The organism is Methylosinus sp. Ce-a6, from assembly GCF_009811655.1.
Lineage (GTDB): Bacteria > Pseudomonadota > Alphaproteobacteria > Rhizobiales > Beijerinckiaceae > Methylosinus.
Genome location: NZ_BGJX01000012.1, coordinates 80,553 through 99,839 on the forward strand (window position 1 = coordinate 80,553; position 19,287 = coordinate 99,839).

The 19,287-nt window shown below is 65.2% G+C and carries 15 protein-coding genes; 9 read left to right on the forward strand and 6 right to left on the reverse strand.

All coding sequences use genetic code 11. The annotated features are described in order from the left end of the window. Positions 1-52: 52 nt before the first annotated feature. On the reverse strand, positions 53-2,947 hold the full coding sequence (gene topA / locus Mspo_RS10035) for a type I DNA topoisomerase (RefSeq protein ID WP_159729320.1): 2,895 nt from the start codon (positions 2,945-2,947) through the stop codon (positions 53-55). A gap of 302 nt (positions 2,948-3,249) precedes the next feature. On the opposite strand from topA, the gene Mspo_RS10040 reads away from it, so the two are divergent. Next, the gene (locus Mspo_RS10040; protein WP_159729322.1) at positions 3,250-4,314 is read left to right on the forward strand and encodes a hypothetical protein; all 1,065 of its coding nucleotides are present in this window, start codon (positions 3,250-3,252) and stop codon (positions 4,312-4,314) included. Between the two features lie 150 nt (positions 4,315-4,464). After that, positions 4,465-5,178 (forward strand): DUF1013 domain-containing protein, encoded by a 714-nt coding sequence (locus Mspo_RS10045; RefSeq protein ID WP_159729324.1) that lies wholly within the window; start codon positions 4,465-4,467, stop codon positions 5,176-5,178. 221 nt (positions 5,179-5,399) lie between these two features. Here the strand turns inward: Mspo_RS10045 and Mspo_RS19605 are convergent, their stop codons facing one another. Then, the gene (locus tag Mspo_RS19605) at positions 5,400-5,570 is read right to left on the reverse strand and encodes a hypothetical protein (protein WP_201281670.1); all 171 of its coding nucleotides are present in this window, start codon (positions 5,568-5,570) and stop codon (positions 5,400-5,402) included. Positions 5,571-5,864: 294 nt separating this feature from the next. Between Mspo_RS19605 and Mspo_RS10050 the strand changes: the two genes are divergently transcribed. The 5 genes from Mspo_RS10050 (at position 5,865) to Mspo_RS10070 (ending at position 13,005) form a co-directional block, all read left to right on the forward strand. Further along, entirely contained in the window at positions 5,865-7,673 is a 1,809-nt protein-coding gene (locus Mspo_RS10050; protein WP_159729326.1) for an ABC transporter transmembrane domain-containing protein, read from the forward strand. A 226-nt stretch (positions 7,674-7,899) separates the two neighbouring features. After that, entirely contained in the window at positions 7,900-9,390 is a 1,491-nt protein-coding gene (guaB, locus tag Mspo_RS10055) for an IMP dehydrogenase (RefSeq protein ID WP_159729328.1), read from the forward strand. A 439-nt stretch (positions 9,391-9,829) separates the two neighbouring features. Beyond that, entirely contained in the window at positions 9,830-12,103 is a 2,274-nt protein-coding gene (locus Mspo_RS10060; protein WP_244613302.1) for a TonB-dependent siderophore receptor, read from the forward strand. Between the two features lie 92 nt (positions 12,104-12,195). Then, the gene (locus Mspo_RS10065) at positions 12,196-12,579 is read left to right on the forward strand and encodes a hypothetical protein (protein WP_159729331.1); all 384 of its coding nucleotides are present in this window, start codon (positions 12,196-12,198) and stop codon (positions 12,577-12,579) included. A 156-nt stretch (positions 12,580-12,735) separates the two neighbouring features. Beyond that, on the forward strand, positions 12,736-13,005 hold the full coding sequence (locus tag Mspo_RS10070) for a hypothetical protein (RefSeq protein ID WP_159729333.1): 270 nt from the start codon (positions 12,736-12,738) through the stop codon (positions 13,003-13,005). Positions 13,006-13,012: 7 nt separating this feature from the next. Here the strand turns inward: Mspo_RS10070 and Mspo_RS10075 are convergent, their stop codons facing one another. The 4 genes from Mspo_RS10075 to Mspo_RS10090 are packed head-to-tail and all read right to left on the reverse strand — an operon-like array spanning position 13,013 to position 15,945. Further along, a complete protein-coding gene (locus tag Mspo_RS10075) occupies positions 13,013-13,273 on the reverse strand; it encodes a hypothetical protein (protein WP_159729335.1) in 261 nt (86 codons plus the stop codon). A gap of 8 nt (positions 13,274-13,281) precedes the next feature. Further along, the gene (locus tag Mspo_RS10080; RefSeq protein ID WP_159729337.1) at positions 13,282-13,683 is read right to left on the reverse strand and encodes a c-type cytochrome; all 402 of its coding nucleotides are present in this window, start codon (positions 13,681-13,683) and stop codon (positions 13,282-13,284) included. A 12-nt stretch (positions 13,684-13,695) separates the two neighbouring features. After that, the gene (locus Mspo_RS10085) at positions 13,696-14,769 is read right to left on the reverse strand and encodes a metallophosphoesterase (RefSeq protein ID WP_159729338.1); all 1,074 of its coding nucleotides are present in this window, start codon (positions 14,767-14,769) and stop codon (positions 13,696-13,698) included. A 45-nt stretch (positions 14,770-14,814) separates the two neighbouring features. After that, positions 14,815-15,945 carry a cytochrome-c peroxidase gene (locus Mspo_RS10090; RefSeq protein WP_159729340.1) on the reverse strand — a complete coding sequence of 377 codons (1,131 nt, stop codon included), beginning with the start codon at positions 15,943-15,945 and terminating at the stop codon, positions 14,815-14,817. 392 nt (positions 15,946-16,337) lie between these two features. On the opposite strand from Mspo_RS10090, the gene Mspo_RS10095 reads away from it, so the two are divergent. Beyond that, complete coding sequence (locus Mspo_RS10095; RefSeq protein WP_159729342.1) at positions 16,338-17,402, forward strand: cytochrome-c peroxidase; 1,065 nt, start codon at positions 16,338-16,340, stop codon at positions 17,400-17,402. Between the two features lie 121 nt (positions 17,403-17,523). Beyond that, positions 17,524-18,975 (forward strand): acid phosphatase, encoded by a 1,452-nt coding sequence (acpA, locus tag Mspo_RS10100; RefSeq protein ID WP_159729344.1) that lies wholly within the window; start codon positions 17,524-17,526, stop codon positions 18,973-18,975. Positions 18,976-19,287 lie beyond the last annotated feature (312 nt).

The window sequence follows — 19,287 nt, forward strand, 5'->3', positions numbered from 1 at the left end:
ATGACGCCTTAAGTGCATCGAAGCAACATCGGGCGTCGCGATTTCGCGCCGCTCACTTCCCCGAGGCCGCCTTTTTCGCGGGCTTCTTGGCCGGCGCCTTGGCGGCGGCCTTTTTCACGGGCTTCGAATCCTCGAAGGGGACCTCGTCGCTCGCTTCGATCGTCTTTTTCGCGGCGGCTTTTTTCGTCGGCGCCTTGGCCTTGGACGCGGGCGCGGCCTTCTTGGCGGGCGCCTTCTTCGCCTTCACCGGCCCGCCCTTCTCCTCGATCAGCCGGATCGCCTCCTCGAGCGTCACATCCTCCACGCCCATCGTCTTGGGGAGCGTGGCGTTGACCTTGCCGAGATTCACATAAGGACCGTAGCGTCCTTCGCGCAGCGTGATCGCGCCGCCTTGCGGATGCTCGCCGAGCAGCTTGCCGCCGGCGGAGGCGGCGCCGTTCGCCTTGGCGGCCAGAAGATCGATCGCCTGCTGCACCGTCAGGCTCGCCGGATCGGTTCCCTTGGGAAGAGTGGCGTTGATCTTGCCCCAGTTCACATAAGGGCCGAAGCGTCCGCTCTTGACCGTGATCGCGCCGCCCTGCGGATGCTCGCCGAGCGCGCGTCCCGGGTCCGAGGCGCGGCCGAAGCGCGAGCCGCCGCCGCTCTCCTTGGTGACGATGAGGTCGATGGCGCGATTGCCGCCGATCGAGAGAATATCGTCGTCACGGCCGAGATTGGCGTAGGTCTTGCCGTGCTGGACATAAGGGCCGAAGCGGCCGACGCCGGCGACGATCGGCTCGCCGGTCTCAGGATGTTTCGCCACCTCGCGCGGCAGAGACAACAGCACGATCGCCTGCTCGAGGGTGAGCTCGTCGGGCTTTATCGTCTTCGGGATGGAGGAGCGCTTGGGCTTCTCGCCGTCCTCCGCCTCGCCCTCCTGCACATAGGCGCCGAAGCGGCCGTCGCGCAGCGTGATCTCGGCGCCGCTCTCCGGATCCTGGCCCAGCGCCTTCACGCCCGGACGCGCGCCTTCGGCGGCCTCGCCCGTGGGCGGGGAGAGGGTGCGGGTGAAGCGGCATTCGGGATAGTTGGAGCAGCCGATGAAGGCGCCGAACTTGCCGAGCTTCAGCGACAATTGGCCGGCGGCGCAGGCCGGGCAGGCGCGCGGGTCGGAGCCGTCCGCCTTGGCCGGGAAAACATGTGGCCCCAACAGGTCGTTGAGGCTGTCGAGCACCTGGGCGGTGCGCAGCTCCTTGGTGCCGTCGACCGCGCCGGAGAAATCGCTCCAGAAGTCGCGCAGCACTTCCTTCCAGTCGATCTCGTTGTTGGAGACCTTGTCGAGCTTCTCCTCGAGATCGGCGGTGAAGTCGAATTCGACATAGCGGGTGAAGAAGCTTTCCAGAAAGGCGGTGACGATGCGGCCCTTGTCCTCGGGGACGAGGCGTTTCTTGTCGAGCCGCACATAGTCGCGCTCGCGCAGCACGGCCAGCGTCGAGGCGTAGGTGGAGGGGCGGCCGATGCCGAGCTCCTCCATGCGCTTGACCAGAGTGGCCTCGGTGTAGCGCGGCGGCGGCTCGGTGAAATGCTGGCTCGCCTCGATCTTCTCGCGCGTCGCCGGCTCGCCGGGAGCCATCGGCGGCAGGCGGCCGCCGTCCTCGTCGGCGTCGTCGTCGCGGCCTTCCTGATAGAGCTCGAGAAAGCCCGAGAAACGCACCACCTGGCCCGAGGCGCGCAGCTCCAGCTGGCGCTTGCCGACGAGCGCGTCGATGTCGACGGTGGTGCGCTCGAGCTCGGCGGACTCCATCTGGCTCGCTATGGTGCGGGTCCAGATCAGCTCATAGAGCTTCGCCTGCTCGGGCTCGAGATGCTTGGCCATCTGCTTGGGCAGGCGGGTCAGATCGGTCGGCCGGATCGCCTCATGGGCTTCCTGGGCGTTCTTGGCCTTGACCGTATATTTGCGCGGCGCCTTGGGCACGAAGCGCTCGCCATATTCCTTGGCGATGACTTGCCGCGCCGAGGCGATGGCCTCGGGCGCCATATCGACGCCGTCGGTTCGCATATAGGTGATGAGGCCGGCGGTCTCGCCGCCTATGTCGACGCCCTCATAGAGGCGCTGGGCGATGCGCATCGTCTGCGCCGGGGCGAGGCCGAGCTTGCGCGAGGCCTCCTGCTGCAGCGTCGATGTGGTGAAGGGCGCGTAGGGGTGCCGCTTGACCGGCTTGGCCTCCACCGAACGAATGGTGAAGGCGGCGCTCTCCAGCGCCTTCTTGAAATCCTCCGCCTCCTGGCCGGAGCCGATGTCGAGGCGCGTGATCTTCTTGCCGTCGGCGCCGACGAGCCGGGCGGTGAAGGGGTCGCTGGCCTTGGTCTTCAGATGGGCGACGAGCGACCAATATTCTCTGGAGACGAATTTCTCGATCTCCAGCTCGCGGTCGCAGACGAGGCGCAGCGCCACCGACTGCACGCGGCCGGCCGAGCGCGCGCCCGGCAGCTTGCGCCAGAGCACCGGCGAGAGGGTGAAGCCGACGAGATAGTCGAGCGCTCTTCGGGCGAGATAGGCGTCGACGAGCGCCTGGTCGATCTCGCGCGGATGCGCCATCGCCTGCTTGATCGCGTCCTTGGTGACGGCGTTGAAGACGACGCGCTCGACGCGCTTTCCCGCGAGCGCCTTCTTCTTCTTCAATATGTCGAGCAGATGCCAGGAGATGGCCTCCCCCTCGCGATCCGGGTCGGTGGCGAGGATGACCTTGTCGGCGTTCTTCACCGCATCGGCGATCGCCGAGACGCGCTTGGCGGATTTGGCGTCGCTCTCCCATTTCATGGCGAAATCTTCGGCCGGATCGACGGAGCCGTCCTTGGGAGGCAGGTCGCGCACATGGCCATAGCAGGCGATGACATTGAAATCGCGGCCGAGATATTTGTTGATCGTCTGCGCCTTGGCGGCCGATTCGACGATGACGACGTTCATCGAGCAGTCCTTTTAGAAATCCGGTCGCGGGCGGCCCGCCTCGAGGCTTCGCCGGGGGGCCCCGGCCCGCGTGGGGCGCGAACATGGGCAAAACCGAGGCGTCCTGTCAAATAGGGGGTGAGACTGGCCAGGGCTCCCCCTCCCGGCCGCAACGTCGATCGACGGTTGCGCCGCCACACATTTTCGTCCCGATCCGCGCGCTATGCAGGGGCGAATTCGGGGTGGGAGGGCTATAGTCGGGCGCAGCGCGCGGCCGAGGCCGCGTCCGATCCCGAGGCTTCTCCGGACGGGAAGAATTGGCCATGGCCCGATCGAAATTCACGACCGACGATCTCGCCGCGGCGCTCGACGCCGGAGTGATCGACGCCGCCGCCCATGAGCGGCTCGCGCGATTTCTCGGCGAGCGCGGCGCCGCGGAGGCCGCGCCGCGCTTCGATGTCGTCAATGTGCTCTGGTACATGGGCGCGCTGATCGTGATCGGCGCGATGAGCCTCTTCAGCACCACGGCCTTCGGCCTTTGGGGCCCGCGCGCGCTGATGCTCACCTCGCTCGCCTATGGCCTCTGCTTCGTCGCGGCGGGGGCTCGGCTGTGGCGCCGCCGCGGGCTGCGCACGCCTGCGGGGCTCCTCATGACTTGCGCCGTCTCCATGGCGCCGCTCTTCATCTTCGCGCTGCAGCTGCTCGGCGGCCATGATCCGACCGAGCCGGCCCCCTATCATGATTTCTACGTCTGGGTGCGCTCGAGCTGGCTGCCCATGGAGCTCGGGACGATCGCCGCGGCGCTCGCGGCCCTGGTCTTTTTTCCTTTCCCTTTCCTCACGATGATTATCGCCTTCGCTCTGTGGCTCATGTCCATGGACCTGACGCCCTGGCTGGTGACGGAGGCGCATTTCACCTTCGAGCAGCGCGCCAATGTGAGCCTCGCCTTCGGCGCGCTGGTCATCGCCGCGGCCTGGCTCGTCGACCTCAGACGTTGGCGGGGAGGGGACTTCGCCTTCTGGTTGCATCTTTCGGGGCTTTTGGCCTTTTGGGGCGGGCTGACGGCGCAGCACAGCGGCGACGAGATCGGCAAAGCGGCCTATTGCGCGATCAATCTCGGCCTTCTCCTGCTCTCGCTGGCGTTCATGCGGCGCGCCTATGCCGTCTTCGGCGCTTTCGGGATCACGCTCTATCTCGGCCATCTGGCGTCGGAGGTCTTCAAGGACTCGATTCTCTTCCCCTTCGCCCTGTCGGGAATTGGCGTCGCGGTCATCGCCGCCGGCCTGCTGTTCCATCGCCATGGGCCGAGGCTCGGCGCGGCGATCGGCGCTATTCTGCCCGAATATGTGCGCAGCCTGCGGCCGGCGCATGCGCGGGAAGGGGCGTGACGCGTCGAGCCGATCGGCGATTGCGCTTCGCGGTCGGCCGGTCTATATGAGGAACATTCCCCGCATGGTTATCCGTCAATCTCGCGGCCTCGGCCCCGCGGCGCGGGAGCGGCTTATCTCGCGCGCGGACCTTCGAAGGAGAATCGATCGATGAGCAATGCTCCGCTCATGCCCAAGGCGACCGCCGTCTGGCTCGTCGAGAACACGTCGCTCGCCTTCGACCAGATCGCCGATTTCTGCAAGCTGCATCCGCTCGAGGTGAAGGGCATCGCCGATGGCGAGGTCGCCGCCGGCATCAGGGGGCTCGATCCGATCACCTCCGGCCAGCTCACCCGCGAGGAGATCGCGCGCGGCGAGAGGGACCCGGCCCATCGGCTGTCGCTCTCGGTCTCCAAGGTCAAAGTGCCGGAGGTCAAGCGCGCCCGTGGTCCGCGCTACACGCCGCTGTCGCGGCGCCAGGACCGGCCCAACGCCATTCTCTGGCTGGTGCGCAACCATCCAGAGCTCAAGGATGCGCAGGTCATGCGCCTCGTCGGCACGACGAAGAGCACGCTGAAGGCGGTGCGCGAGCGCACCCATTGGAATTCCGCCGCGCTCGCGCCCATGGATCCGGTGACGCTGGGTCTCTGCTCGCAGATCGATCTCGATTTCGAGGTCAATCGCGCGGCCAAGGACCGCCCCGCCGCGCTCGAGGAGCAGGGCCAGACGCTGCAGCCGGCCGAGATCACCACCGCGCCCTATCACGAGCCGACGACGACGGAAGATGTGTTCGGCAAGAGTCCGCCGGCTCCGGTCGAGGAGGAGGATCAGTTCGACGCCGACCGCGTGTTCGGCCGGCTGAAGAATGTCGATTTCGACGACTGAGGAGGGGCGCGACAATCTGGCGCATTTACGCGAAGCCGCGCCTTGTGGTTCTACTTGCGTCTAGATCGCGTCCGATAGCGCCTCTCGCAGGCGGCGGGCAAAAAAGTAACGCCAGCGACGGGCGGTCGCCGGCGTTACATATGGACGAATTCGTCAGGGAATCTGCGGACTAGACCCCCCGACTTTCACGCCCGACGGGGGAGAAACGAACGGCTTGCAGCTTATTTGAAATAGAAGCCGAGGATGCCGCCGGCGAGGCCGCCGACAACGGCCGCGGAGATCGTGTTGGCGACGCCGCCGAGGCCGGCCGCGCCGAGGCCGCCGAGCAGAAGAGCGCCGACGCCGGCGAAGATATAGACGTTGGTGGTGATTTCGAATTCGCGTTCAGCCATTGGTGTCACTCCTTTGGTTTCCAGAACGCCCCGCCTTATCGTTCGTCGGTGACGGGTGCGCTCGCGCCCCTCTCTGCGGGGCTGTCTTGTGGACGGTGACGAGCCTAACATAACCTTGTCGACTGTCCAGATCGGTCTCGGAGCCGATTTCCGAGAAATTGCGGCGTTTTTCGCCATATCCAGACGATTCAACCGCTTGGCGCGGCGCGCGGCGGGGCGGATCGAGCAGCGAAATCACGCGCCGCGCGCGATCTTGGTTGGAATGAGCCCGTATCGGCGCTTATATCGGCTCGCATGACAGCCGAGAACGCCTCTCCCGACATTCGCTCCTGGCGCCGCGCCTTCGACGCGCTGGAGCCGCTCCTTCCCTACGCATGGCGTTACAAGGGCCGCATCGCGCTCGCCCTGGTCGCGCTCGGCGTCGCCGCCCTCGCGACGCTCGCTCTGCCGCTCGCCGTGCGCGGCATGATCGATCATGGATTTTCCACCGACGATCCGTCCGCTGTGAACGCCTATTTCGGCGCGATGGTGGGCGTCGTCGCTATTCTCGCGCTCGCTTCGGGATCGCGCTACTATCTGGTGATGACGTTGGGCGAGCGAATCGTCGCCGATCTGCGCGCCGATTTCTTCCGCCATCTCACGACTCTCGACGCCGCCTTCTACGACCGGACCAAGACGGGCGAGCTGACCTCGCGCCTCACCGCCGACACGACGCAGCTCAAATCCGTGTTCGGCTCCTCGGTGTCGATCGCCCTGCGCAATCTCTTCATGTTCGCCGGCGCGGTCGTGATGATGATTCTGACCAGTCCGAAGCTCACCGGCGTCGCGCTCACGGCGATTCCCTTCATCGTGCTGCCGCTCATCGGCTCTGCGCGGGCGATGCGGCGGCGCTCGCGTCATGCGCAGGACCGCCTCGCCACGGCGAGCGCCTATGCGGCGGAAAATCTCGCCGCCATGCGCACCATGCAGGCCTGCAATGCGCAGAATGTCGCGACCGCGCGATTCGGGGAGGCGGCGGAGGGGGCCTATACGGCCGCGCGCGACGCCACGCAGACGCGCGCCCTCGTCACCTCGGTGACGATTTTTCTCGCCTTCGGCAGCGTCGTCGCAATGTTGTGGCTCGGCGCGCAGGATGTGCTGGCGGAACGCATGACGACGGGCGTTCTTTCCCAATTCGTGCTCTACGCCGTGCTGGCGGCGAGCTCGCTCGGGGAATTGTCGCAGGTCTGGACCGAGGTCTCCGCCGCCGCCGGCGCCGCCGGCCGCATCGGCGAGATTCTCTCCATTCGTCCCGCCGTCGCGCCGCCCGCCGAGCCGGCGCCGCTGCCGAAGCCCGTCCGCGGGCGCATCGTCTTCGACAATGTCCGCTTCTTCTACCCAGGGAGCCCGGGGCCGGCCGCCGTCGACGGTCTGAGCTTTTCCGTCGCGCCGGGAGAGCGCGTCGCCATCGTCGGCCCGTCCGGCGCCGGCAAATCGACCGTCTTCCAGTTGCTCGAGCGATTCTACGACGTGTCGTCGGGCGCGATCACGATCGACGGCGTCGATCTGCGCGCGCTCGATCCGGTCGAGTTGCGCGCCGCTATCGCGCTCGCGCCGCAGGATCCGATCGTCTTCGGCATGAGCGTCGCCGAGAATATCGCCTATGGCCGCGAGGGCGCCTCGCGAAGCGCGATCGTCGCGGCCGCCGAGCGCGCGCAGGCGGCGCAATTCATCGACGCGCTGGCCGACGGCTATGACACGCAGATCGGCGAGCGGGGCGTCACGCTCTCCGGCGGCCAGCGCCAGCGCCTCGCCATCGCGCGCGCCATTCTGGCCGACGCGCCGATCCTTCTGCTCGACGAGGCGACCTCGGCGCTCGACGCCGAGAACGAGGCTCTGGTGAAGGAGGCGCTGCATGATGTGATGCGCGGCCGCACCACGCTCGTCATCGCCCATCGCCTCGCCACTGTGCTCGAAGCCTCCCGCATTCTGGTGATGAGCGGCGGACGCATCGTCGAGGAGGGAACCCATGCGAGCCTCGTCGCGGAGGGCGGCCTCTATGCGCGGCTCGCGCGGCTGCAATTCGATACGAGCGCGGAAGCGGCGGCGTTGGAAATTGCTTGACGCGCCTCCCTACCATCACTGCGCGGCGCGCGCAGCGGGAGAGGGCCGGGGGAGGGGGCTTTCAGGGGCTTCGATCGAGTTTTCCACCGGCGGAGCGCGGAAATTTTGCCTTCCGTCACATTGGTGCTATGAGCACCCGCCAACCCGGAAGACGGCCAATGGCGCCGTCTCTTCGTCGTCCGGCCTCGAGCATGGCCGGATTTTGCGCCCCGAGGGAGTTGGCTCCATGACATCTTACGCACGACCGCCGTTGCACGAGGCTCTGACCTTCGACGATGTGTTGCTGCGCCCCAGCCATTCCCTGGTCATGCCGTCGCAGGTCGATATTTCGACGCGGCTGACGCGCGACATCACGCTCAATCTGCCGATCGTCTCCTCGGCCATGGACACTGTGACCGAGGCACGCCTCGCCATCGCCATGGCGCAGGCGGGCGGCATCGGCGTCATCCATCAAAATCTCACCCCCGCCGCCCAGGCCGCCGAAGTGCGCAAGGTCAAGCGCTATGAGAGCGGCATGGTCGTCGATCCGATCACCATCTATCCGGACGAGACGCTCGCCGACGCGCTGGCGCTGATGGCGCGCTACGGCATTTCCGGCATTCCGGTCGTCGAGCGCGGCCATGGCGAGAAGCCCGGCAAGCTCGTCGGCATATTGACCAATCGCGACGTGCGCTTCGCCGACAATATGCGCGAGCCGGTCGCCGAGCTGATGACGAAGCAGCTCATCACCGTGCGCGAGGGCGTCGATCAGGACGAGGCGCGCCGCCTCTTGCATCAGCACCGCATCGAGAAGCTGCTCGTCGTCGACGCCGATTATCATTGCGTCGGCCTCGTCACGGTGAAGGACATAGAAAAGGCGACGCTGCATCCGCACGCCGCCAAGGATGCGGAAGGGCGGCTGCGCGTCGCCGCCGCCGCGACGGTCGGCGACCGCGGCTATGACCGCGCGCTGCAATTGATCGACGCCGGCGTCGATCTCATCGTCATCGACACGGCGCATGGCCATTCGCAGGCGGTGCTCGATCAGGTCGGCCGCATCAAGAAGATCTCCAACAAAGTGTCGATCGTCGCCGGCAACATCGCGACGCGCGAAGCGGCGAAGGCGCTGATCGACGCCGGCGCCGACGCGGTCAAGGTCGGCATAGGACCGGGCTCCATCTGCACGACGCGCATCGTCGCCGGCGTCGGCGTGCCGCAGCTCACCGCCATCATGGATGCGGCCGAGGAGGCCTTCAAGGCCGGCGTGCCGATCATCGCCGACGGCGGCGTCAAATATTCGGGCGATCTCGCCAAGGCGATCGCCGCCGGCGCTTCGGCGGTGATGATCGGCTCGCTGCTCGCCGGCGCCGAGGAGGCGCCGGGCGAAGTGTTCCTCTATCAGGGCCGCTCGTTCAAATCCTATCGCGGCATGGGCTCCGTCGGCGCGATGGAGGCGGGCTCCGCCGCCCGCTATTTCCAGCAGGATGTGAAGGAGAGCCTGAAGCTCGTGCCGGAAGGCATCGAGGGTCAGGTGCCGTTCCGCGGGCCGGTCGGGCCGATTCTCTATCAGCTCGCCGGCGGCCTGCGCGCGGCCATGGGCTATGTCGGCGCGCCGACGATCGCCGAGTTCCAGACAAAGGCCGAATTCGTGCGAATCACCAATGCGGGCCTGCGCGAGAGCCACGTCCATGACGTGACGATCACGCGCGAGAGCCCGAATTATCCGACCGGCGCGTAAGTCGCGGCCGGGAATTCGCCGAAAACGCGCATCCGAGCGGGGGCCGCCGCCGCGGCCGCCCGCGTCGTGTTTCTTTGCCGCGCCGAGCGAGTGATTTTTCTAGACGAACGCTGCGCGGGTCATTCTATCTCCCGTTTATTACAATATTTCTGATCTATTGGCCGATCGATTGACGATGCAGCGCCCAGCTCCGTAAAAACACGCACAAAGCGGGTTCTCGGCCGTTCGCGGCCGCAAAGAGCCGATGCGAATTTACGGAGCAGAAACGATGAGCGGAGTCGATGGAAGGTCCAGGATCGAAGGCTTGCGAGACGGAGGATCGGCTCGCAGGAGTCGAGGCTCCGCTTACCGGAATTTGCTGAATTCGGCCGCCGCATTCGTGCTCGCGGGCGCAGCCATCGGCGCTCGGGCGGAGCCGTCGACGACATCGCTTCCGGCGGTGAGAGTTGACGCGCCGAAGGAGACGGCGCGTCCGGCGACTCGGCCCGCCGCCCATGCGAGCGCCCATGCGCGCAGCATTCGCCGCGGCGCGCAACCGCCGCGCGCGCCGGCGCAGGCGTCCGTCCCCGCGCCCGTTGCGGCGGGCGGCGAGAAAAGCTCATGGGAGGCGGCCGCGGCGCGCGGCGAATCCTTCGGGCGCGGCCCGATCGGCGTTCAGGGCTATGTCGCGACAGGCACGTCCACGGCGACCAAGACCGCCACCTCCATCATGGACATTCCGCAATCGGTCACGATCGTCACCAAGCAGCAGATGCAGGATCGCGGCAGCGTGAGTCTCGGACAGGCGCTCACCTATGTGCCGGGCGTGACGGTCGCGCAGGGCGAAGGCAATCGCGACCAGATCACCATCCGCGGTCAAGACACGAGCGCCGACTTCTTCACCGACGGCGTCCGCGACGACGCGCAATATTACCGCGATCTCTACAACATCAGCGCTGTCGAGGTGCTGAAGGGCCCGAGCGCCCTGATCTTCGGTCGCGGCGGCGGCGGCGGCGTGGTCAATCGCGTCACCAAGAAGGCGGACGGCGAGACCATTCGCGAGCTCGGCTTCAGCACCGGAAGCTGGGGCCGCAAGCGCGCGACGCTCGATCTCGGACAGGCGGTCTCCGATACGGTCGCGCTGCGCCTCAACGCGCTCTATGAGCAGTCCTACGGCTTTCGCAATTTCTTCGATCTGGAGCGCTACGGCGTCAATCCGACGCTGACCTGGCGTCCGGAAGAGAAGACCTATATCACGCTGAGCTACGAGCATTTCCGGGATCACCGCACGGCCGATCGCGGCGTTCCCTCGATCGGCGGCCTGTCGGTGGGCGGCAATCCGGTCATTCCCGCCTATCCGGCTTCCGTGCCGATCAATTCGTTCTTCGGCAATCCGGACGCGAGCTATTCGAAAGTCGATCTCAATCGCGCCACGCTGGTCATCGATCATACGACTGATTTCGGCCTGAATATTCACAACCAGACCGTGTACGCCGATTACGAGAAACGTTATCAGAACACTTTCCCGGATCAGCCGGTGAGCATGGCGACGGGTCTCACCAGAATCGACGGCTACGTCAGCTCCAATCCGCGCCAGAATGTCTTCAACCAGACGGACTTCACCTATAAGTTCGAGATGACGCCGGATATCCGGCATACGCTCCTGTTCGGCGCGGAAGTCGGCAATCAGAAGAGCGGCGACAATCGCGATCTTTCGCGCTGGAACAATTTTTTCACCGGACCGCAGCGGATCAACACGCCGTTCTGGGCTCCGACGGTCTATAATTCGGTGTTCTTCAGCAATCCGAACCGCCGGCGGCACACCGATCTCGACCTCGCGGCCGGCTATGTCCAGGACCAGATCGAGATCACCAAATATGTCGACGTCATCGCCGGCGTCAGATTCGACAGCTTCGATCTGAAGTATACGGGCTTCGATTTCGGCGCGGGCGCTTTCCAGGGACAGTTGAGGCGCGTCGACAATGTCTGGTCGCCGCGTTTCGGGGTCGTCGTGAAGCCGCTCGAGCAAGTGTCGCTCTACGGCAGCTACTCGCGTTCGTTCCTGCCGGTGGCCGGTGACCAGTTCAATCTGCTGGCCCCGTCGCTCGCCGGGCTCGCGCCGCAGAGCTTCGAGAACTTCGAAGCGGGCTTCAAGGCGCAGATTCTCCCCCGTCTGTTCTTGACCGGCGCCCTCTATCAATTGAACCGCTCGAACCAGGCGCTGACCTCGACGGCGACCACCGCCGTTCTGGCCAACACGCGCACGAACGGCGGCGAGATCGGCCTCGTCGGCTATCTGACCGACGCGTGGCAGGTCTCATTGGGCTACGGACATCAGGGGGCCTATGTCGTAAAGTCCGACCGGCTCGCGGATATCGGAAAGATCGTCCCCTCCGTGCCCAAGGACACGTTTTCGTTCTGGAACAAATACGATCTCTCGCCTTGTCTCGGCCTGTCTCCCGGCTTTCTGGGCGTCGGCGCAGGCGTCGTGCACAATGCGAAGTTCTACGCCGCGATCGACAATGCGGTGCTCGTCCCCGGATATACGCGCGTGGACGGGGCCGTGTTCTTCAGCCCGGGCAAGAACTTCTTCGGCTACGGCGAGGAGCTGAGCGCGCAGGTCAATATCGAGAACCTGCTCGGCGCGACCTATTACGCCGCCGCCCATAACAACAACAATATCATGCCGGGCGCGCCGCGCTCCGCCTATGTGACGATCAATGCGAGATATTGAGCAAAGCCCTCCGCGATGAGCGGCGACGGCACAAAATTCGCGTAGTTCCCGGTCTGCTCGGCGAAAGGCGCCGCAGACCGGGGACAACACAGATGACCGATCCGAGCGCGAGCCTCGCCAGGGCGGAAGAACAGGTGCTCGCCGATGCGCGGCGGAATTTCTCCAGCTTCTTTCGCTGGGTCGCTTTTCTCGACGATATGATCAAAAAGGACATCGGCTCGAAGTTCGGCGTCGATCTCTCGCTGAAGGCGAGCGCCGTCGAGCAGAAGGCCTTCGGCCTGCTGTTCGTCACGCGCCCGCTGAAGGAGCCGCTGCCGCTCCCCTTCGAGATCGAGGGGACGACGATCCGATTCGGTCATCCGAAATTCGAGCGCGACGACGAGGCGACGGGAGAAAAAACCAGCAGCTACGACCTCTCCACGCTCGACGATGTGAACCGCATTCTGGGCGACGTGGTGCAGGATTACATCGGCTGAGCCGGCCAGCGCATGGCATGTCGATTGCTATCTAATTCTGAGACAAGCAATCAGACGGTTTCCGCATGATCGCTTCGCGCGGCGCCTGCCGCCCCTTGTCCCCGCTCGCAGGGACAAGGGATGAGGCGGTTGGAGGCCCTTTGTCGGAGATCGGACATGCTGCCGCAAGTCGTCCTGGTCGATGGCGTTCCCAGATGCGTCATTCGCCCGACCGATCAGAAAGCGCTCGATCGTTTCGTGCGCAACAGCAAGAGATGGCTCCAGGCCGGCAATTCGGACGCCAAATGCACCTACCGGCCGGCCGATGAGGTGGAAACCGCCGTCTGGAAGGACGCGTTCGAGCTGCACAAGGCCGCGGGCGCCGATGACGAGAGCTTTTTCGGCATTCCGCTCGTCGCCGCGACGGCGGCGGCGCCGTCGGAATAGAAGGGCCTCAGTCGACGCTGCAGCGGATCGGCGCGGCGGGAGCGGACGCCGCGCTCTCCAGCGCCGCCGCGGCTGCGAGCGCCAGCGGACATTTTGCGCAATCATGTCCGGCGCAGCCCGCGCAGGGCGAGGGCGCCGCCACGGCCTCGGCCGGAGCGGATGCGCCGGCGAGACCGGCCGAAGCGGCGCGCGGCTCGTCGCCCGCCGCGGCGAAGGCGGCGCCGGCGATCAGCAGAGCGGGCAGGGCGAGGGCGAAGCTCTTCGGCATGGCGATCCTCAATGCTGGCCGGGCGCGAGCTTCACGCCGCGCCGCTCGAATGTGATGTAGGAGACGAGCGCCGTCATGCGCGGATCGTCGGGCGCGAGATTGGAGCCTTGCAGCGGATTGCGAATGCACCAATTCGCCATTTCGAAGAGCTGCGCCACCTTGCCGAGCTGTTTCTGGAACTTCGGATAGGTTTCCGGATGCGTATTGGCGGCGTTGGGATGACATTGGCCGCAGGCGACGCCATTGGTTCCGAGCGCGCCGCTCGTCCATAATTCGCGGCCCTTGGCCGCGACCTGCTCGAACTCCTTCTGATAGCGATCGACATCGGCCTTGGTGAATTCGTCGGCGCGCGCCGCCGGCGCGCCGATCGCCGCGAGGCCGAATGCGAGGAGCAGTGTCGAGCGAAGCATGGCGAACTCCGGTCAAAAGTGGTTTTGCGGCAGACGGCGCTGCGTCGGCTCCTGATAGGCGACATCGACCGGATGGCCGGCCTTGTGATCGAAGGCGACGGTGCGCGAATCATTGTCCCAGAGCTGATAGCGCGCCGTCACGCGGCCCGAGCCTATGTCGATCAGCTGCCAGCCGGTGGCGTCGCGCTCGAAGAAAGGATCGGCCCGGTTCATCGGAATGGTGAGCACGGGAAGATGGCTCTCCGCCTGCGCATAGCTCTGCGGATAGGGCCAGGGCCAAGCGGTCGCCATCACCGAATTGAAGCTGATGTTGCCGATCTGATTGTACTGGATCTGGTGGACGTGGCCATAAATGACGTTGACGCTGTCGAAAGGTCGCAGAAGCGCCTGCACCTCCTCCGCATCGTCGGTCCAGAAGTTCCAGCCCTTGTAGATTTTCTGCAAGGGCGAGTGGGAGAAGACGACGAGCGGCGTCTTCTTGTCGACCTTGGCGAGATCATTGGCGAGCCATTTGCGCTGCTTGTCTCCGACCATGAAGGGCGAGCCGTTGGGATTGTCGAGCCCCGCCATCTCCAGCATTCGCTGCTCTGCCGTCGGCCAGCGATGGAAGGTCCATTGCTCGCTGGTGAGAATGGAGTTCAGCACGACGAAATGCACGCCCTTGTGGTCGAAGCTGTAATAATGCGGGCCGTAGAGCTTGCTCCAATAATCGCCGAGGTCGAGATAAAAATCATGCTCGCCCATCACCGCATGGAGCTTGCCTTTGAGATGCGAGAGCATCTCGGCGCCGTGGTCGAGCTCCTCGCGCTTGCCGAGCTGGCCGAGATCGCCGCCGAAAATGACGAAATCGGATTCGGGCTTCATCAGATTGGCTTCGGCGACGGCGCGCTTCAGCCCCATGTCCCAATTGCGCACGAAGCTCGCGCCCTTGATCTGCTGGATATGCGCATCGGAAATATAGGTGAAGGTGAAGTCCTCGCGCGTTCCGCCGAAGGCGAGCGTGACCATGCTGATCGGCAATGTCGTCAGCGCCGCGCCGGCGCCGGCGCCCGCGAGCACGCTTCGCCTGGTGATCAACTCGCTCATCTGCTCGGCTCCCTCGATGCGTGACCGCGCTGCTCGGCGTTCGTCCTACTTGGTCTTGGCCCCGAAATAGGCGGGGGTGGTGAGCGTCTCCATGAAGGCGACGAGATCGTCCATCTGTTGCACGGAGAGGTTCAGCGGACGTATGCCGCCGGAGAGATAGTCGTTCACCTGCGCCGGATCGCCCTCGCTGCGGCCGCCATTGTTGTAGTGCTTGACGACATCCTTCAGCGTCTTCAGCGAGCCGTCGTGCATATAGGGCGCGGTCACCGCGACATTGCGCAGCGTCGGCGTCTTGAATGCGCCGATGACGTCGAATTGATCGGTCACGGCGAAACGTCCGAGCTCCGAGCTCTTGGGATCGGCGAGCACCACTTTGTCGACGTCCGCGCCTTTCGCCTTGGCGGTCAGGAATTCCGCGGAGAGGCGCGGCACATCATATTGAATGCGGTTGATGCCGACGCCGATGTTGTGGAAGCGATTGTCGGTGAAGAGCGCCTGATCCTGCTCGATCACATGGCAGGAGACGCAGCGCCCCTCGGCGACGAAGACCTCGAAGCCGCGCTTGGCGGCTTCCGAGATCGCATTCTCCTCATTCTTGAAGCGCCAGCGGTCGAAGGGCGAATCGCCGGCGATGATGGTGCGCTCGTAGGAGGCGATGGCTTTCTTGACCTCCTCCATCGTGACGCCGGTCCCGGTCTTGCCGAAGGCTCTCTTGAAGAGCTCGACATAGAAGGGGTCCGTGCGGACGATGTTCAAAATCGGCTCATGCGACGGCAGACCCATCTCGACCGGATTGAGGAAAGGATGCTGCGATTGATCCTCGAGCGAGGATGCGCGGCCGTCCCAGAAGAGCGTCGTGAAATAGGCGGCGTCGAGGACCGTCGGCGCATTGCGCGCGCCGGTCTTCTTGCCGATTCCCTCCGATGTGCGCAGGGGGCTGTCGGTGAAGGCCTTCTCGTCCTTGTGACAGGTCGCGCAGGCGACCGTTCCGTCGGAGGAGAAGCGCAGATCGTGGAACAGCTTGTCGCCGAGGGCGATCTTGTCCGCGGTCTGCGGATTGTCCTTCGGGACGGGAACCGGCGGCAACCCCAGCGGCTCGGCGAGGCCGAGGCCTGGAAAGCCCGAAAGGCTGAGCATTGCCGCGAGCGTCGTCGCGACGCGCTTGCGCACGGCCATATCTCCCTCCCCGTTCGCCGCGCCCTCGTCGGATAGAGCCGCTTCTTTCGATCGGCGCGATCGTCACGATCCTGCCTGGAATTTTTCTAATCGGCAAGGCGTCTCGCACAGGGCCATGCGTTTTTGTCTTGGCCTTCGCCAGTAACGTGATCTGTGCAGCGCAGCAAATATTTCGGATCCTCGCCGCACGAAAAATATCTGAGGACCGGATGATGTCATCCACTCGAAATAACCGGGAAAATGGTGAGGCTATAGTTATAATTACATGATTTCTCCCGGTTTGGCGCATTATCGCCTTTGCCCGTCGGCCCAGCTTGTGGTAGGCGGGCGGCGGTTCGGGCCGCGGCTGTTCGCAGCAAGAGCTCGATCTCCATCGGAGGAGCCCTGGGAAAATGTCACGAGCATTCATCGCTGCGCTGAGCGCGATGGCGTTGGTCCCGTTCGCCGCGATCGCGAGCGATCTGCGGACGGACGCCAACGCCGTTTTCAAGCCGATCACCCCGGCTGCGGCCGCCAAGGCCGTGAAGAACAACGACGCCACCCCCGCCAAGATCGAGCTCGGCAAGCAGCTGTTCTTCGATCCGCGCATTTCCGCGAGCCAGCTCATCAGCTGCAACTCGTGCCATAATCTGAGCCTCGGCGGCGTCGACGCCGGCTCGACCTCCATCGGCCATGGCTGGCAGAAGGGCCCGCGCCGCGCGCCGACCGTTCTCAACGCCGTGTTCAACGTCGCCCAGTTCTGGGACGGCCGCGCCGAGGATCTGAAGGCCCAGGCCAAGGGCCCGGTGCAGGCCGGCGTCGAGATGAACAACACGCCCGCCAATGTCGAGGCGACGCTGAACAGCATCCCCGGCTATGTCGCTTCCTTCCAGAAGGCGTTCCCCGGCGACAACAAGCCGGCGAGCTTCGACAATTTCGCCAGGGCGATCGAGGCTTTCGAATCGACGCTGGTGACGCCCGGCTCGCGCTTCGACAAATTCCTCGGCGGCGACGAGGCGGCGCTCGACGCGACCGAGAAGAAGGGCCTGCGCCTCTTCATCGACAAAGGCTGTAGCGGCTGCCACGACGGCGTGAATGTCGGCGGCGGCAATTACACGCAGTTCGGCGCGGTCGAGAAGCCGGCCGCGGCGGTTCTGCCGGAAGGCGACAAGGGCCGCTTCGCCGTCACTAAGAGCCCGGCGGATATCTACTCCTTCCGCGTCGCGCCGCTGCGCAATGTCGCGTTGCGCGCGCCTTACTTCCACACCGGCCAGGTCTGGACGCTCGAGGAGGCGGTGTCGATCATGGCGAAATCGCAGCTCGGCGCGACGCTCGCGCCCGATGAGACCGCGGCGATCGTCGCCTTCCTCGGCGCGCTCACCGGCGAGCAGCCCCGTGTGGACTATCCGATCCTGCCTGCGCGCACCAATGCGACGCCGAAACCGCAGCAGGAGGTCGCTCAGAAGCACGCCCATTGAGCGGCGTCGCCCGGCGAAAAACGCAGCCTCCGCGCTCATGCGCGGAGGCTTTTTTTTTCAGTCGGCAAGTCTCGGCTTCGCCTTTGCGCCTTTGGCATGATTATTTCGAAAGGACCCGCTCATGACGCTCGCAAAACTCTTCGCCGGAGCGTCGCTCTGGCCGCTGCTCGTCGGCCTCGCCGGTCCGGCGCTCGCGCAAGAAGCTGCAAATCCTTTCGCCGCGATCGGCCACATTGTCGTGATCTATACGGAAAACCGTAGCTTCGATAATATCTTCGGCCTCTATCCCGGCGCCGATGGGCTCGGCGTCGGCGCCGATCGCTTCGTCCAGGTCGACACGAATGGGAAGCCGTTCGAATCCTTGCCGCCCATCCGCGGCGGGAAGGGCGCCGACCGCCGCTTTCCCGCCGTTCTCCCCAACGCGCCTTTCCCGATCGACGCTTTCCTTCCCGCCGCGCAGAAGACGCCGGATCTGACGCATGACCATTTCCAGGAGAAGGAGCAGATAAACGGCGGAAGGATGGATCGCTTCGCGGCGGTTTCCGGAGCCGGCGGGCTGGTCATGGGCTATTATGACGGCCGCAGGCTGGCGCAATGGCGTCTCGCCGAGGAGTTCACGCTCGCCGATCATTTCTTCCACGGCGCCTTCGGCGGCTCCTTCGTCAATCACATGTTCCTCGTCTGCGCCTGCACGCCGAAATTCCCCGGCGCGCCGTCGTCGCTGATCGCGGATGTCGACGAGACGACCGGCCTTCTCGCGCGCGCGGAGGATTCTCCGCCGAGCGCTCATATCGCCCCGCCGCGCTATCGAAAGTCCGGCCCTGTGACGCGCGACGGCTATGCGGTGAGCACGTTGCAGCCGCCGACGCCGCTCTCGCCGCTCGACGCGCCGACGCCCGCGGGACACGGCCTGCCGCCGCAGACGCAGCCGACGATCGGCGATCTCCTCTCGAAGAAGGGCGTGTCATGGGCGTGGTATGCGGGCGGCTGGAACGATATGCGCGCGGGGCGCATTCGCCAGCGCCAAGCGCCGGAGTTTTTCCAGACCCATCACCAGCCCTTCCTCTATTTCGCCAATTTCGCGCCGGGAACGCCGGAGCGGGAGCTGCATCTGAAGGACGCCGAGGATTTCTTCGCGGCGGCGGACGCAGGGACGCTGCCGGCCGTGTCCTTCTACAAGCCGATCGGCAAATTCAATCAGCACCCTCATTACGCCGACCTCGAGAGCGGCGACGCGCATCTCGCCGAGGTCGTCGCGCGGTTGCGGCGGAGCCCCGACTGGAAGGATATGCTGATCATCGTGACCGCCGACGAGAATGGCGGCGCCTGGGATCATGTCGCGCCGCCGACGATCGATCGTTTCGGCCCCGGCACGCGCGTGCCGACGCTGATCCTCTCTCCCTTCGCCAAAAAGGGATTCGTCGATCACACCGTCTATGACACGGCGTCGATTCTCGCGACGATCGAGACGCGTTTCGGATTGGCGCCGCTCACCGCGCGCGACAAGGGCGCCGCGGATGTGAGAAATGCGCTCGAGACCGGCGCGACGGCGCAGGGAAGCGCCACCCGCTGAGCGGCGCCGCGCTGCGGCTGAAGTCATTCTGTCACAGCCCTGAAGGGGAGGCGATCTCATGGCGGCGGCGCCGAGGCCTCCGGCGTCGCCCATAGCTTAAATCGCTATTCAGCAATGGTTTCGATCGCGTCCCTGCGGCGCCGCAGCGCGCCTGCGAGGGTGGGAGGGCTCACATTTGCGGCGCCGCATGATCCGCCTTTTGGAGCGCTTACAACTATTCTATAGATTATCGTAGCCCACCCTATTGGATATTGTCATTGGGAGGCGGAACGGAAATGGTTGCGGCTCGCCGAACGGGGGCGTTTCGGATGT